Origin of the sequence: Flavobacterium keumense, from assembly GCF_029866485.1 — a bacterium.
Taxonomy (GTDB): domain Bacteria; phylum Bacteroidota; class Bacteroidia; order Flavobacteriales; family Flavobacteriaceae; genus Flavobacterium; species Flavobacterium keumense.
Map to the genome: position 1 here is coordinate 245170 of NZ_CP092332.1, position 15156 is coordinate 260325.

The window sequence follows — 15156 nt, forward strand, 5'->3', positions numbered from 1 at the left end:
ACTATGCTAAATATTTCGAAAAAAAATCCAATTGCTGAAAATATAGAAAAATACAGCACAGTACAGAATTTAACTAATAGACCTCATTATCAAATTTTAAACAAGATTATTCTCTATGTAGCACTTCTTGGAATTATAATCCTGTTCTTGCCTTGGACTCAAAATATTTCAGGCTCTGGAGCAGTAACAACACTCAAACCAGATCAAAGACCACAAACCATTCATTCTGCTATTGCTGGAAGAATTGAAAAATGGTACGTAAAAGAGGGGGATTATGTAAAGAAAGGCGATACTATCCTATTTATCTCTGAAATAAAAGAAGATTATTTTGATCCTAATTTAGTTCAAAACACTAAAAATCAAGTAGATGCAAAATCTTTATCCCTAGCTTCGTATGGAGATAAAGTAACAACCCTTTCTAGCCAAATTAATGCAATTAACAATGAGAAAGGTCTAAAATTAGAACAAGCGCTAAATAAAATTCGTCAATCGATACTCAAAGTTAAAAGTGATAGTATGGATTTAGAGGCGACTAAAACACAAATAAAAATCGCAACAACACAATTCAATCGTTCGATAACATTAAACAAAGAAGGGTTAAAACCGTTAACAGATGTTGAAGAAAAAAGGCTAAAACTACAAGAAGTGGAAGCTAAAATAATTACGCAAGAAAACAAACTATTAGCGAGTAAAAACGATTTGATAAATTCTAAAATAGAAATCAACCGAATCAATGCTGAATATAGTGAAAAAGCTGCAAAAGCAAGAAGCGATCAATATACCGCAATTAGCAATCAATATGACACTCAGGCTCAGGTAAATAAATTACAAAATCAATATGTAAACTACCAAATTCGTAATGGTATGTATTATATCAAAGCCCCTCAAGATGGCTACGTGAACAGAGCAATGCAATCGGGTATTGGAGAAATTATTAAAGAAGGTACCGAAATTGTTAGCATTATGCCTTCTCAATATGATATTGCTGTAGAGACATTTGTATCTCCCGCAGACCTGCCCTTAATCCATAAAGGCGAAAAAGTACGAATTTGGTTCGATGGATGGCCAACAATAGTTTTTTCTGGATGGCCCAATATGAGCTATGGTACTTTTGGTGGACAAATTGTAGCCATTGAAAAATATATAAGTCCTAACGGAAAATTTAGAGTTTTGGTAGCACCTGATCCAAAAGAAGCTAAATGGCCAAAAGAAATCAGTATCGGTTCAGGAGCACAAACCTTGGCGTTACTAGAAAATGTACCTATTTGGTTTGAATTATGGCGAACTCTGAACGGTTTTCCTCCTAACTATTACTCCCCAAAAGAAAGTAAAACCAAAGAAAAAAAATGATGAAAAAACTAATCGTAACTTTTCTGTTTTGCAGTTGTTTTTTATGGGGCCAAAACAAAAATTCTACAGAACTTACCTATAATGAGTTCTTAGGATATGTAAAGAAATACCACCCTTTAGTAAAAAATGCCAATCTAGAAATCAATATGGCACAAGCAAACTTAATGATTGCAAGAGGGGGATTTGATCCAAAAATTGAAGTTGATTATGATAAAAAGCAGTTCAAAAACAAGGAATATTATTCCTTTTTTAACAGTAGTTTTAAAATTCCTACTTGGTATGGTATAGAACTGAAAGCGAGTTTTGACAACAGTGAGGGAATTTTTATTAATCCCGAAAATACGGTCCCAAATCAAGGGTTAACTTCTTTAGGAATAACAATCCCTATTGGACAAGGATTATTGATTAACCAACGAATGGCTGATGTAAGAAAAGCTAAAATTCAAATTCAATTAAGTCAAGCCGAACGCAAGTTGGAAGCAATCGAGGTTCTCTACAAGGCATCATTAGCCTATTTTAATTGGAAACGAAATTATAGTGAAGTAGAACTTTATTCCAGTTATTTAAAAAATGCCCAATTCCGCTATAATGGAATTTTATCTTTAATTAAAAATGGCGACAAACCAGCAATAGACAGTGTCGAAGCAGGAATTACAGTTAAAACAAGACAATGGAATTTAGAAGAAGCTAAATTAAAACTCACCAAGTCTAAACTAGAATTGGCTAATTTTTTATGGATTGACAATAACATTCCTTTAGAATTACAAGACACAATTGTTCCCGAAGAAAAATTAACCCAAACAATCCTAGAAACTTTAAACACAAATGAATTACTAATCCAAGATTTGCCTATCGAGAACCATCCTAAAATCAATGCTCTTCAAGGCAAACTTGCATTATTAGAGGTAGATAGGAAACTCAAAGCAAACAATTTATTACCAAAATTAGATTTAGGATATCATTACTTATCAGAACCAAATTATTGGAATGAAACTAATTTTAATAACTATAAAATTGGGTTAAATTTTAAATTCCCTCTATTTTTAAGAAAAGAACGAGGTAGTTTACAATTATCCAAATTTAAGATTCAGGATGCAAAATTTACATTAGATTTTGAACGTATCCAGCTTACAAATAAAATCAAAGCACAACAAACCGAAATAAAATCAATTGAAAAACAATACCAAATAATTTTAGGACTAGTTAAAGACAATTTGCAAATGTTACAATCCGAAGAACGCCTATTTTCAATGGGAGAAAGTTCTATTTTTTTACTGAACTCTAGAGAGAATAATTTAGTAAACATTCAATTGTCGCAATTAGGATTAGAAAATCGATTTTTTAACTCCAATGCTGAATTATTCAAAATAATGGCAAATCCAGATTAATAGTGTTACTTTTGCATTCTTATTTTTAGAATATGATTATAGTAAAATCACGTGAAGAAATCGAATTAATGCGCGAAAGTGCTTTAATCGTATCCAAAACTTTAGGAATGATTGCTTCCGAAATCAAAGAAGGAGTCACTTCATTATACTTAGACAAACTAGCCGAAGAATTCATTCGTGATCACGGAGCAATCCCAAGTTTTTTAGGGCTATACGGATTTCCAAATTCACTTTGTATGAGTCCAAATACGCAAGTAGTACACGGAATTCCAAACAATACCCCTTTACAAAGTGGCGACATTATCTCAGTAGATTGTGGTGCTTTTAAAAACGGATTTCATGGCGATCATGCCTATACTTTTGAAGTGGGCGAAGTCGCTCCCGAAACCAAAAAATTATTACAAATCACTAAAGAATCATTGTACGTTGGAATTCGTGAATTTCGAGCAGGAAATCGTGTAGAAGATGTGGGTAATGCGATTCAAAAATATACCGAGGCTCATGGTTACGGAGTTGTTCGCGAGTTAGTAGGTCACGGTTTAGGACAAAAAATGCACGAAGAACCTGAAATGCCTAACTATGGTAAAAAAGGCCGCGGAAAATTATTTATAGAAGGAATGGTAGTTGCCATCGAGCCAATGATTAATTTGGGCACCAAAAATATCAAACAACACAAAGACGGTTGGACAATCACCACGGCTGACAACAAACCTTCTGCACATTTTGAACACGATGTAGCCTTAGTAGATGGAAAACCTGAATTGCTTTCGACTTTCAAATATATCTATGACGCCTTAGGAATTGTGAGTAATGAGGAAGATGAATTTAGAAAAGACCCAACTTTGATTTAACTATTTTATTCTAACACAGATTTCACAGATTTCACAAACCCTAATTATGGAAAATTTCTATTTAAAAGATGAGACCTATAAAATAATAGGTTTGTGTATGGAAGTCCATAAAATATTAGGCAGAGGTCATAGTGAAAATACGTACGGAGATGCTTTAGAATATGAATTTAAAATAAATAACATCCCTTACGAAAGAGAGAAAAAATACACTATTGAATACAAAGATATTCTTTTACCTAGATATTATTTTTCTGATTTTACGGTTTACGATGAAATTATCTTAGAATTAAAAGCAATTGAAAGTTTATCAAGTAGCGAAATAAAACAAACTTTAAATTATTTAGCGGCATCAAAGAATAAAATTGGATTATTAATCAATTTTGGAGAAGATAGCTTAAAATACAAACGAATCATTTTATAATTAAAATCTGCGAAATCTGTGAAATCTGTGTTTAAATTTATCCTCAATACCATCCCACGCCCTGTCTTAATTCGATTGAGTATTGTGGCAAGGCCTATTTTAGCATTTTTATTAAAAGGAAACACATTCACCGACCCAATTGACGGAAAAAGTTTTAGAATGTTTTTGCCTTATGGTTATGGTACGCAAAGAAACAATGTGCTTTCGCCAAGTACACTATCGTTAGAAAGACACCGTTTATTATGGCTGTATTTACAAAATGAAACCGATTTTTTTACAGCAACTGAGAAAAAAAATGTACTCCATTTTGCACCAGAACAAGAATTTTACAAACGTTTCAAAAAGCAAAAAAACATTCAATACACCACTACCGATTTATTTTCGCCTCTAGCCGATGTAAAAGCAGATATTTGTAACCTGCCTTTTGAAGACAATCAATACGATGTGCTATTTTGTAATCATGTTTTGGAACATATTCCTGACGACACCAAAGCCATGCAAGAATTGTATCGCGTTTTAAAACCAGGAGGAATGGCCATTCTTCAAATTCCACAAGATTTAAATCGAGCTACTACTTTTTCTGACGATTCCATTACTGATGAAAAAGAACGCGCTGCGATTTTCGGACAATACGACCACGTTAGAGTATATGGACGCGATTATTTCGACAAATTACGAAGTATTGGATTTACTGTAGTTGAAGAAGATTATACCAAAAAAATAAGTCCAGAATTAGTCACAAAGTACTGTTTAGCACCTGGCGAAATTATACCGGTTTGTTTCAAATAATTAACAACCAGTAATTGTTTATATTTACATTTCCGTAATTCTGATGACAATTATGACTCGTTATTTATTTCAAACACTACTCTTTTTTGTATTTACTTTGGCAACAGCTCAAGTAGAAAAAGAAATTGTACCTCCCTACCACATTAAGACCATTTCTTTTGTACAAAACAATCAAAATGTAGTACCTATTTTCCAACTAGGAGATGCATTTCAATTACAATTTGACGATCTTTTTGGGAATGACGCTTCTTATTTTTACGAAATCATTCATTGTGATTACAACTGGAATCCCTCTGATTTACAAAAAAGAGAGTATTTACAGGGATTTGACAACCAGCGAATTCAGGAATCCGCAAGTTCATTTAACTGCTTGCAGATTTACACCCACTACCGATTAAATTTCCCTAATAACAACACCCAACTAAAAATCAGCGGCAATTACATTCTGAAAATTTTAAATGAAGACAAAGAAGTCGTTTTCTCTAGAAAATTTATTGTGTACGAAGATTTAGTCACTGTTCCTATGCAGGTCAAAAGAGCGCGAACTGTAACTAATTTAGACGCTAAACACAATTTAGAATTCACCATCAAATCCAATGTAATTACGTTCCAAAACCCATTAAAAAACGTAAAAACAGTCTTGATTCAAAATGGAAAATTCCACACTGCAATCAGCAATATTACTCCACAATACACAATGGGCAATGATTTGGTTTACAAATACGACGCCCCAACTCAATTTTGGGCTGGAAACGAATTTCTGTATTTTGACAACAAAGAAATTCGAGTAGCAAGCAACAACATCTCTCGAATTGACAGTCAAAAAGACATTTATAGTACCTATTTATTTACTAATGAAGCACGCGCAAATTCCAATTATTACAACTGGCCCGATGTCAATGGCAACTTCGTAGTCCGTCGATTATTTGCCGAAAACAGTGAAATTGAAGCCGATTATTCTTGGATATATTTTAGTCTTTCAGCACCACTTTTTAGAAGTTCTGATGGAGCAATTTATGTAACTGGAATGTTTAATAATTATGCCCTCACTCCTGAAAACAAAATGGAGTACAATACTGAAAAAGGGATTTATGAAAAAGCCATTTTAATCAAACAAGGATTTACAAATTTTGAATATTCAGCAGTGAAACCCAACGGAACTATTGATTTAGAAAATGCCATTGACGGTAATTTTTATCAAACGGAAAACGAATATACGGTTCTTGTATATTACCGAGAAAACACCGATCGATATGACCATGTAATAGGAAAAGGAACCGCAACTTCCTTAAATATAATCAATTAAAAAACATTTTCCAATCAAATTGTTGAAGCAAAATCATTTTTTTGTAATTTTGTAACAATAGATTTGATTTTCAGTAACAATTTCCTATGGTTTCTCAAATAACAAGAGGTATTAAAATTTCAGTTTTGACTAGTTTTGAAGGTACTTACTTCAAAAACTATCGAATCCATTTTGCCTTTAGTTATGAAATCAAAATCGAAAACCACAGTAAAGATTCTGTACAGTTAGTTTCTCGTCATTGGGAAATTTTTGACTCATTGAACGAATTAGAAATAGTAGATGGCGAAGGTGTTATTGGCAAAAAACCAGTATTAAAACCAGGCGAATTTTACACCTATAGTTCAGGCTGTTTACTATCATCTCCGCATGGTGCGATGAAAGGACATTTCAACATGATTAATTTCACCACAACCAAGACTTTTAAAGTAATTGTCCCTTCTTTTAGACTAAGTGCTCCTTTTGCTCTTAATTAATTTTTTTATTTTGTTGAATAAATTTTAATTTATTAGTTCCAATTATCTTTTTTATTGAATTATCCTTTGTACTTTTGTATAAGTTTAAATTATTCGCAAGATTCAGAATAAATTTAATTATTGATTTTCTAATTCAAATCTGTTAAACTAACAGGTTTTTTAATATCAAAGTTATGTTAAAAGGATTTTTTCAAGTACCCAAAGCGGTAAATGAACCCGTAAAAAGTTACGCCCCTAACTCTGCTGAAAAAACAGCTGTATTAGAAGCTTATAAAAAAATGTGGAATACCACTATCGACGTTCCATTGTATATTGGAAGTGAAGAAATCAGAACTGGAAATACCAGAACCATGTCGGCACCTCACGACCACCAACACATTGTTGGAACCTACCATTTGGCTGAGAAATCACATGTAGAAAAAGCCATTGCAAATGCTTTGGAATCCAGACAAGCTTGGGCTAACATGGCTTGGGAACAACGCGCTGCTATTTTCTTAAAAGCGGCCGAATTGATTGCCGGACCCTACCGAGCCAGAATCAATGCCGCCACGATGATTGCACAATCTAAAACAATTCACCAAGCCGAAATCGATGCGTCTTGTGAATTAATTGACTTTTTGCGATTTAACGTAGAATTCATGTCACAAATTTATAGTGACCAACCTAAATCTGATTCGTCTGTTTGGAATCGTTTAGAATACCGACCATTAGAAGGTTTCATCTACGCTATTACTCCTTTCAACTTTACAGCCATTGCCGCTAATTTACCGGCTAGTGCTGCCATGATGGGAAATGTTGTGGTTTGGAAACCAAGCGACAGCCAAGTTTTCTCTGCTAAAATTATTATCGACATTTTCAAAGAAGCGGGTTTACCTGATGGTGTAATCAATGTGGTTTTTGGAGATGCGTTAATGGTGACCGATACAGTTTTGGCAAGTCGTGATTTTGCTGGAGTTCATTTTACAGGTTCGACTCATGTTTTTAAAGATATTTGGGCTAAAATTGGAACCAACATCCATCATTATAAAACCTACCCAAGAATTGTAGGAGAAACAGGAGGAAAAGATTTTATCATTGCACATCCTTCGGCAAATGTAAAACAAGTAGCTACAGGAATTGTGCGTGGGGCTTTTGAGTTCCAAGGACAAAAATGTTCTGCAGCCTCTAGAGCTTATATTCCAAAAAGTTTATGGCCTGCTGTAAAAGAACAAGTAATTACGGATGTAAAGTCAATGAAAATGGGATCTCCAGAAGATTTTTCTAACTTCATTACGGCGGTGATTCACGAAGGGTCTTTTGACAAATTAGCAAGTTACATTGACCAAGCTAAAAAAGATGCCGATGCCGAAATTATTATAGGAGGAAATTACGATAAATCAAAAGGCTATTTTATTGAACCAACGGTAATTGTAACTACCAATCCAAAATATACTACTATGGAAACCGAATTGTTCGGTCCAGTGATCACCGTTTATGTGTATGAAGATGCGCAATGGTCTGAAACTCTAAAATTAGTAGATACGACTTCTGAATACGCTTTAACTGGAGCTGTTTTCAGTACCGATCGTTATGCTATTGAAGAAGCAACTGTAGCACTTCAAAATGCAGCTGGAAATTTCTACATCAATGATAAACCAACAGGAGCTGTTGTAGGACAACAACCTTTTGGTGGCGCTAGAGCTTCAGGGACTAATGACAAAGCCGGATCTGCCTTAAATTTATTGCGTTGGGTGTCGCCAAGAACTATTAAAGAAACTTTAGTAGCTCCCGAAGATTACAGATATCCGTTTTTAGGATAAGACGATATACGAAGTACGATATTCGAGGTACGATATACGATATACGTTATACGAGGTACGATATAAAAAACCCACAAATTGAAATTTCAATTTGTGGTTTTTTTTATTGTAACTATTTACAATCGTATATCGTATATCTTAAATCGTAAATTTCAAAGGTAAATGCACGACTTTCTTGGTTTCAAAAAATTCATCTTCAAAGTAATCGGCTAAGTCGTACAAGGTCGCTTTAGGAAAATCTTTCAATTCTTCGGTTAAGTCGCCACCTTTGAGGTAAAGAATACCATTTTTCAGTTCGTGTTTGTGTTGTTTTTTGATTTTGGTTTTCACCCAAGAAACAAAATCAGGCATATTAGTTACCGCCCGACTAACGATAAAATCGAAATCACCTTTTACATTTTCGGCACGAATTTGTTCTGCTTTCACATTTTCCAGTCCTAAAGCATCAACCACTGCTTGAACTACTTTTATTTTTTTAGCAATCACATCAATCAAATAAAAACGAGTTTCTGGAAAAAGTATCGCTAACGGAATACCTGGAAATCCGCCTCCTGTTCCTACATCCAACACAAAAGTACCTGGAGCAAACGGCTGAATTTTAGCAATTCCTAAAGAATGTAAAACGTGTTTGGTATATAACGCATCAATATCTTTTCGGGAAATGACATTAATTTTTTCGTTCCAATCGTGGTATAATACATCTAACTGACGGAATTGCTCTTTTTGAACTTCAGTTAAATTTGGAAAATGCTTCAGAATTGCTTCCATTTTAAAAATTTTTAACAAAAGTACTCTTTTTAGATTGGAAATAGTAGTTCATTTTTGCACATCGAAAATTTTTAATAAGTATCTTTGTAGATTATTACACAAGTTTATGAAAAACACCGCTCCAACATTTGCAAAGCAAGACGATCTAAAATTTTTTAGAACATTAAACTCGCGGGTCAATACGTATTTCAAAGAAAACAATCTTGACAAAACCGGAAACTGGAAATTGCATCTCAAAGCAGTTGTAATGTTCTCTATTTTCCTGACACCGTATTTTTTCTTGTTAGCTATGGATATGCCGTTTTGGGTTTATTTGTTACTGAATTTTGTTATTGGAGTAGGTATGGCTGGTGTGGGAATGAACGTAATGCACGATGGCAATCACGGGGCATATTCGAGTAAATCTTGGGTCAATAAATTTATGGGGGTAGTATTTACATCTTGGCAGGAAATGTGTACAACTGGCAAGTACAACACAATGTGTTACACCACACTTATACTAATATTTTGGGGCATGATGAAGATTTAGAAGCAGGTCGCATCTTGCGATTTTCTAAAACTGCAAAATGGTATAGCTACCATAAATTCCAACATTATTATTCTGTTTTCCTATACGGTTTATTGACTTTCAATTGGGCAATCACTACTGATTTTCTTCAAATGAAACGCTATTTAAAACGCAATTTGTCGTATGGCGAATTCAAAAAACCAGTTATTCGTTGGACTACTTTAATCATTACAAAAATTATTTATTTCTCTATTTGGTTAGTAATTCCAATGGTTTTAGGCATCACGTGGTGGAAAGTAATTGTAGGTTTTCTAGTAATGCACTACACTGCTGGATTGATTTTGAGTATTGTTTTTCAATTGGCTCACGTAGTTAATGAAACAGAAAATCCAATACCAAACGAAGAAGGCGAAATAGAAAACACCTGGGCCATCCACCAATTATATACTACGGCTAATTTTGCTCCTAAAAATTGGCTAGTGAATTATTATACAGGTGGTTTAAATCACCAAATCGAACACCATATTTTCCCAAATATTTCTCATATCCATTATAGTAAAATAGCTGAGTTTGTCAAACAAACCGCTAAAGAATGTAACCTTCCGTATCATGAGTTTAAAACCACACGAGAAGCCATACTTTCACATTTTACCCATTTAAAAAATTTAGGAATGAAACCCGAATTAAGTGCATAAAAACAAATACTAACTAAAACCTAATTTAACAACTACAAATTAGACTATTCAATACAATTAGAAAATGAGCAATCCACTTTCAGACAGAATTAACAATTTGGCTACATCACAAACTTTAGCCATGGCCGCTTTAGCCAGAGAATTAAAAGCACAAGGAAAAGACATTATCAGTTTGAGTTTAGGCGAACCTGATTTTAATACGCCAGACTTCATCAAAGAAGCCGCAAAAAAAGCCATTGACGAAAATTACAGCACCTACTCTCCAGTAGATGGATATGTAGAATTAAAAGAAGCTATTTGTAGAAAATTCAAAAGAGACAACGATTTGGATTACAAACCATCGCAAATTGTAGTTTCGACAGGAGCAAAACAATCACTATATAACATTGCTCAAGTAATGTTAAACGACGGAGACGAGGTAATTTTACCAGCACCGTATTGGGTTTCTTATTTCGAAATCGTGAAACTTTCAGGAGGAGTTCCTGTAGAAGTTCCAACTTCTGTTGAGTCTGATTTCAAAATCACACCAGCACAACTAGAAGCCGCAATCACACCAAAAACAAAAATGATGTGGTTCAGTTCGCCATGTAATCCAAGTGGTTCCGTATATAGCCGTGAAGAATTAACTGCTTTGGCCAAAGTGTTAGAAAAATATCCAAACATCTATGTGGTTGCTGACGAAATTTACGAACACATTAATTTTTCTGGAACTTTTTGCAGTATTGCCTCTATTCCAGGAATGTTAGAAAAAACGATCACTGTAAATGGAGTTGCCAAAGCATTCGCCATGACAGGATATAGAATTGGGTACATTGGCGCACCAGAATTCATCGCCAAAGCCTGTACTAAAATTCAAGGACAAGTAACTAGTGGAGCTAACTCTGTGGCTCAACGCGCTACCATTACTGCAGTAGATGCTGATCCATCCGTTTTGAAGCACATGGTAGATGCCTTCCATAGCCGTAGAGATTTAGTAGTGGGATTAATCAAAGAGATTCCAGGAATGAAAATCAACGTTCCAGAAGGTGCTTTTTATGTATTTCCAGACGTTTCTTCTTTCTTTGGGAAAACCCTAAGAGGAACTGAAATTAAAGACGCTAACGATTTCTCTATGTACCTTTTAGCCGAAGCCAATGTAGCTACCGTAACAGGAGATGCTTTTGGAAACCCAAACTGTATTCGTTTCTCTTATGCTACTAGCGAAGATATTTTAAAAGAAGCCTTACGCCGAATCAAAGAAGCGCTTTCATAAAACACTATTTAAAAAACTATCAAAGCCTCAAGGAAACTTGGGGCTTTTTCCTATTTTTACAATAACAAATCAACTAAAATGCTCAAACAAACCCACCCCAAACTTCCGATGCGCAATAAAGCCATAACCAAAGATTTCTATTGTAACCAATTGGACTTTGAAGTTTTTGGCAGTGCTGACTTTGAGAGCTATTTAATGTTGCAAAAAGACGAAATTCAATTGCATTTTTTTGAATTCCCCAATCTAAATCCAATGGAAAATTATGGACAAGTCTACATCCGTACGAAAAATATAGAAGACATATACAATCATTTTATAGCAAACAATGTAGCCATTCATCCCGCAGGACAGCTTGAAACCAAACCTTGGAAACAAAAAGAATTCTCTCTCCTCGATCCCGATCATAATCTATTGACTTTTGGAGAAAGTGTTTAGTTTAGTAATACGTGATAGTAAAGAAACTTGAAACTTTGAAACGCTGAAACCTGAAACCTGAAACCTGAAACTCTGAAACCAAAAACTTTTTCCAAAAATCTCAATTATTTATAAGAAATTTGCAGCCTTATTTTTCTAAAAGAAAGTAATCCAATAATGAAAAAGAAAATCGAAATACTAGCGCCTGCCAAAGACTTATTGCATGGTATGGCTGCTATCAATAGCGGTGCCGATGCTGTGTATATTGGAGCTCCACAATTTGGAGCGCGTTCCAACGCTCACAATTCCATCGAAGATGTCGCGGCCTTAGTTCAATATGCCCATTTGTATCACGCCCAAGTTTTTGTAGTAATCAATACCATTTTATACGACAACGAGCTTGAAACCTGTCGCCAAATGATTTGGAAATTGTACCACATTGGGGTGGATGCTTTGATTATTCAGGACATGGCAATTATGGAGATGGAGCTACCCCCTATTGTGTTACATGCCAGTACCCAAGCCAATAACCGAGATCCAAAAAATATTAAATTCCTTGCCGATGCAGGAATCAAACGTGTAGTTTTAGCACGAGAATTGAACTTACACCAAATCAAAGAAATCAGCGAAGCAACCGATGTCGAATTGGAATTCTTCGTAACGGGCGCTTTGTGTGTTTCCTTTAGCGGGAATTGTTATATGAGTGTGGCCAATGGCGAACGTTCTGCCAATCGAGGTTCGTGTGCTCAAAACTGCCGTTTGCCCTACAATTTAATTGACGGTCACGGCGAAACCTTAATCAAAAACAGTCACTTGCTTTCCATCAAAGATTTTGATGTAACCGACCAAATCCCAAACTTGATCGAAGCTGGAATCGTATCTTTTAAAATTGAAGGCCGATTGAAAGACATTGTTTATGTTAAAAATAATGTGTCGTTCCTTAGAAAAAAACTAGACGCCTTCTTAGAACAAAATCCCAATTATACAAAAGCGTCTTCGGGTAAATGTACCTTCACTTTCGATTCGGAGTTGAACCGCACTTTCAACCGTGGTTACACTGACTATTTCGTCAACGAAAGACACCAATCCATCGGTTCTTGGGAAAGCCCAAAATCCAAAGGACAATATATTGGAAAATTGATCCGAACTATTGGCAACTCCTACGAAATTGAGAATGGTCATTTACTCAACAATGGCGATGGTTTGTGTTTTATAAACGAGAACAACGAAGCTGACGGAATTTATGTAAACAAGGCCGAAAACGGCATTATTTACCCCAACGTTTTAAAAGAAATCAAAGACGGAACTTTCATTTACCGAAACAACGACGCAGCTTTCATCAAAATTGTAGAGCGCGAAGACAGTGCCGTGAGAAAAATTAGTACATCTTTGGTTTTAACCGAAAACGAAACTGGTTTTGTACTCACCGCAACTGATGAAGATGGTTATGTAAGCAATGTCCAATTGGAACATGCCAAAGAAACCACCAAAAATAATTTGTCCATAGAAGAAAACATCAAAACACAGTTAGCCAAAACGGGTTTTACACCTTACACAGCAGACGAAATTACAATTCAGTTTTCAGAAAATTGGTTTTTGCCGATTTCAAAAGTCAACGAAATGCGTCGCACCGTATACGAGCAATTGACCGAAATTCGTCTAGCCAATTACAAGCGAGAGGAACACCAAATCGTAAAAACCAATCATCCGTTTCCTGTGGCCCAATTGGATTTCACGTATAATGTTTCCAATAAATTGGCACGAAAATTCTACGAACGTCACGGCGTTACCGAAATTGAAAAAGCTTTTGAATTGCAATGGGATCCGGGTAAATCTCGTGTAATGACGACCAAATATTGCATCAAATACGAATTGGAGCGTTGTCCAAAATACCATCCTGAGCACCGCGACAAAAAAGTCAAAGAACCTTTGGTTTTAAAACAAGGCGAACTCGAGTACAAACTCAAATTCAATTGCAAACCTTGCGAAATGGAAATCTGGGAAAAAGATGCTGAATTTGAAATTGAAGAGGAAGATTAAATAACAATAGCTTATGAAAAAATTACTAACTTTTTTATTTGTTTTAAGTAGCGCCGTAATTTTGGCACAAGACAAAAAAGAAAATTCAAAAATTCAAATTGTAGAAGCCTCTTGTGGCCAATGCCAATTTAAAATGGAAGGAAAAAGTTGTGACTTAGCCGTTCGAATTGATGGAAAATCCTATTTTGTAGAAGGCACCAATATAGATGCCCACGGAGATGCTCATGCAGATGATGGTTTTTGTGCTAGTATTCGCAAAGCAGAGGTAATTGGTGAAATAAAAGACAACAAATTTGTTGTAACTTACTTTAAATTACTACCGCTAAAAAAACTTTAAATCCAAATCAATATGGAAAATTTTATTTTACACAAAGCGAGTTCAAGAGGTCATGCTGATCACGGTTGGCTCAATGCCTATCACAGTTTTAGCTTTGCCAATTGGTATAATCCAGAACGTATCCAATTTGGTATGCTTCGTGTCTTGAATGACGATACAATTGCTGCCGGAATGGGTTTTGGCACGCATCCACACGACAATATGGAAATCATCACGATTCCATTAGAAGGCGATTTGGCTCACAAAGACAGCATGGGCAACGCCTCAACAATTAAAACAGGCGATGTACAAGTGATGAGTGCAGGAACTGGTATTCAACATAGCGAATTCAATCCTAATGCAGATAAACAAACTAAACTCTTTCAAATATGGCTGTTCCCAAAATACAGAAATGTGGAGCCGCGTTACCAACAAATTACTTTAGATACCGCTAAGCAAAAAAATAATTTTGCTCAAATTTTATCGCCAAATCCAGATGATGAAGGTGTATGGATACATCAAGACGCTTGGTTTTACTTAGGTGACTTTGACAAAGACTTGTCTAAAAAATTGGCACTAAAAAAAGAAGGAAATGGTTTTTACATCATGAACATTGAAGGTGAAATCGAAGTGAATGGAGAAAAATTAGAAAAAAGAGATGCTATTGGAATTTGGGAAACCGATGAAGTCGAAATCAAAGCCAATTCAGATTCTCGTTTTTTAATCATGGAAATTCCGATGGAACAATAAACCAAAAAATAGTACTTTTGCTATTATCAATTTTAG

14 protein-coding genes and 1 pseudogene are annotated in these 15156 nt (G+C 35.0%); 14 read left to right on the top strand and 1 reads right to left on the bottom strand.

Annotation, left to right across the window (positions count from 1 at the left end; all coding sequences use genetic code 11):
- The first annotated feature begins 3 nt into the window (after positions 1–3).
- The 8 genes from MG292_RS01060 to pruA all read left to right on the top strand — a co-directional run bounded on the left by MG292_RS01060 (position 4) and on the right by pruA (position 8377).
- A complete protein-coding gene (locus tag MG292_RS01060) occupies positions 4–1350 on the top strand; it encodes an HlyD family secretion protein (protein WP_264534537.1) in 1347 nt (448 codons plus the stop codon).
- Positions 1350–2738: a TolC family protein gene (locus tag MG292_RS01065; protein ID WP_264534580.1), complete on the top strand. Its 1389-nt coding sequence runs from the start codon at positions 1350–1352 to the stop codon at positions 2736–2738. The genes MG292_RS01060 and MG292_RS01065 overlap by 1 nt, the downstream gene beginning before the upstream one ends.
- 32 nt (positions 2739–2770) lie before the next feature.
- Positions 2771–3589 (top strand): type I methionyl aminopeptidase, encoded by an 819-nt coding sequence (map, locus tag MG292_RS01070; protein WP_264534536.1) that lies wholly within the window; start codon positions 2771–2773, stop codon positions 3587–3589.
- Positions 3590–3635: 46 nt separating this feature from the next.
- Positions 3636–4010 (top strand): GxxExxY protein, encoded by a 375-nt coding sequence (locus MG292_RS01075; RefSeq protein ID WP_264534535.1) that lies wholly within the window; start codon positions 3636–3638, stop codon positions 4008–4010.
- 18 nt (positions 4011–4028) lie between these two features.
- Complete coding sequence (locus tag MG292_RS01080; RefSeq protein WP_264534534.1) at positions 4029–4799, top strand: class I SAM-dependent methyltransferase; 771 nt, start codon at positions 4029–4031, stop codon at positions 4797–4799.
- Between the two features lie 52 nt (positions 4800–4851).
- A complete protein-coding gene (locus MG292_RS01085) occupies positions 4852–6105 on the top strand; it encodes a type IX secretion system plug protein (protein WP_264534533.1) in 1254 nt (417 codons plus the stop codon).
- An 86-nt stretch (positions 6106–6191) separates the two neighbouring features.
- Positions 6192–6578 (top strand): Co2+/Mg2+ efflux protein ApaG, encoded by a 387-nt coding sequence (apaG, locus tag MG292_RS01090; RefSeq protein ID WP_264534532.1) that lies wholly within the window; start codon positions 6192–6194, stop codon positions 6576–6578.
- Positions 6579–6751: 173 nt separating this feature from the next.
- Positions 6752–8377, top strand: a complete 1626-nt coding sequence (gene pruA, locus MG292_RS01095; protein WP_264534531.1) for an L-glutamate gamma-semialdehyde dehydrogenase — start codon at positions 6752–6754, stop codon at positions 8375–8377.
- A 138-nt stretch (positions 8378–8515) separates the two neighbouring features.
- Here the strand turns inward: pruA and rsmG are convergent, their stop codons facing one another.
- Positions 8516–9145, bottom strand: coding sequence for a 16S rRNA (guanine(527)-N(7))-methyltransferase RsmG (rsmG, locus tag MG292_RS01100; protein WP_264534530.1), 630 nt, complete (start codon positions 9143–9145; stop codon positions 8516–8518).
- A 106-nt stretch (positions 9146–9251) separates the two neighbouring features.
- On the opposite strand from rsmG, the pseudogene MG292_RS01105 reads away from it, so the two are divergent.
- The 6 genes and pseudogenes from MG292_RS01105 (at position 9252) to MG292_RS01130 (ending at position 15120) form a co-directional block, all read left to right on the top strand.
- A pseudogene (locus MG292_RS01105) lies at positions 9252–10348 on the top strand (fatty acid desaturase family protein).
- 64 nt (positions 10349–10412) lie between these two features.
- A complete protein-coding gene (locus MG292_RS01110; protein WP_264534528.1) occupies positions 10413–11600 on the top strand; it encodes a pyridoxal phosphate-dependent aminotransferase in 1188 nt (395 codons plus the stop codon).
- A gap of 78 nt (positions 11601–11678) precedes the next feature.
- Complete coding sequence (locus MG292_RS01115) at positions 11679–12035, top strand: bleomycin resistance protein (protein ID WP_264534527.1); 357 nt, start codon at positions 11679–11681, stop codon at positions 12033–12035.
- Between the two features lie 156 nt (positions 12036–12191).
- Positions 12192–14054, top strand: a complete 1863-nt coding sequence (locus MG292_RS01120) for a peptidase U32 family protein (RefSeq protein ID WP_264534526.1) — start codon at positions 12192–12194, stop codon at positions 14052–14054.
- Positions 14055–14067: 13 nt separating this feature from the next.
- Positions 14068–14391, top strand: a complete 324-nt coding sequence (locus MG292_RS01125) for a DUF6370 family protein (protein WP_264534525.1) — start codon at positions 14068–14070, stop codon at positions 14389–14391.
- Positions 14392–14403: 12 nt separating this feature from the next.
- Positions 14404–15120, top strand: a complete 717-nt coding sequence (locus MG292_RS01130; protein ID WP_264534524.1) for a pirin family protein — start codon at positions 14404–14406, stop codon at positions 15118–15120.
- Positions 15121–15156: the final 36 nt, after the last annotated feature.

Bases quoted from the DNA above. Each gene is read 5' to 3' on its own strand.
- MG292_RS01060 (WP_264534537.1), top strand. From the start codon at position 4: ATGCTAAATATTTCGAAAAAAAATCCAATTGCTGAAAATATAGAAAAA.
- MG292_RS01065 (WP_264534580.1), top strand. From the start codon at position 1,350: ATGAAAAAACTAATCGTAACTTTTCTGTTTTGCAGTTGTTTTTTATGG.
- map (WP_264534536.1), top strand. From the start codon at position 2,771: ATGATTATAGTAAAATCACGTGAAGAAATCGAATTAATGCGCGAAAGT.
- MG292_RS01075 (WP_264534535.1), top strand. From the start codon at position 3,636: ATGGAAAATTTCTATTTAAAAGATGAGACCTATAAAATAATAGGTTTG.
- MG292_RS01085 (WP_264534533.1), top strand. From the start codon at position 4,852: ATGACTCGTTATTTATTTCAAACACTACTCTTTTTTGTATTTACTTTG.
- apaG (WP_264534532.1), top strand. From the start codon at position 6,192: ATGGTTTCTCAAATAACAAGAGGTATTAAAATTTCAGTTTTGACTAGT.
- pruA (WP_264534531.1), top strand. From the start codon at position 6,752: ATGTTAAAAGGATTTTTTCAAGTACCCAAAGCGGTAAATGAACCCGTA.
- rsmG (WP_264534530.1), bottom strand. From the start codon at position 9,145: ATGGAAGCAATTCTGAAGCATTTTCCAAATTTAACTGAAGTTCAAAAA.
- MG292_RS01110 (WP_264534528.1), top strand. From the start codon at position 10,413: ATGAGCAATCCACTTTCAGACAGAATTAACAATTTGGCTACATCACAA.
- MG292_RS01115 (WP_264534527.1), top strand. From the start codon at position 11,679: ATGCTCAAACAAACCCACCCCAAACTTCCGATGCGCAATAAAGCCATA.
- MG292_RS01120 (WP_264534526.1), top strand. From the start codon at position 12,192: ATGAAAAAGAAAATCGAAATACTAGCGCCTGCCAAAGACTTATTGCAT.
- MG292_RS01125 (WP_264534525.1), top strand. From the start codon at position 14,068: ATGAAAAAATTACTAACTTTTTTATTTGTTTTAAGTAGCGCCGTAATT.
- MG292_RS01130 (WP_264534524.1), top strand. From the start codon at position 14,404: ATGGAAAATTTTATTTTACACAAAGCGAGTTCAAGAGGTCATGCTGAT.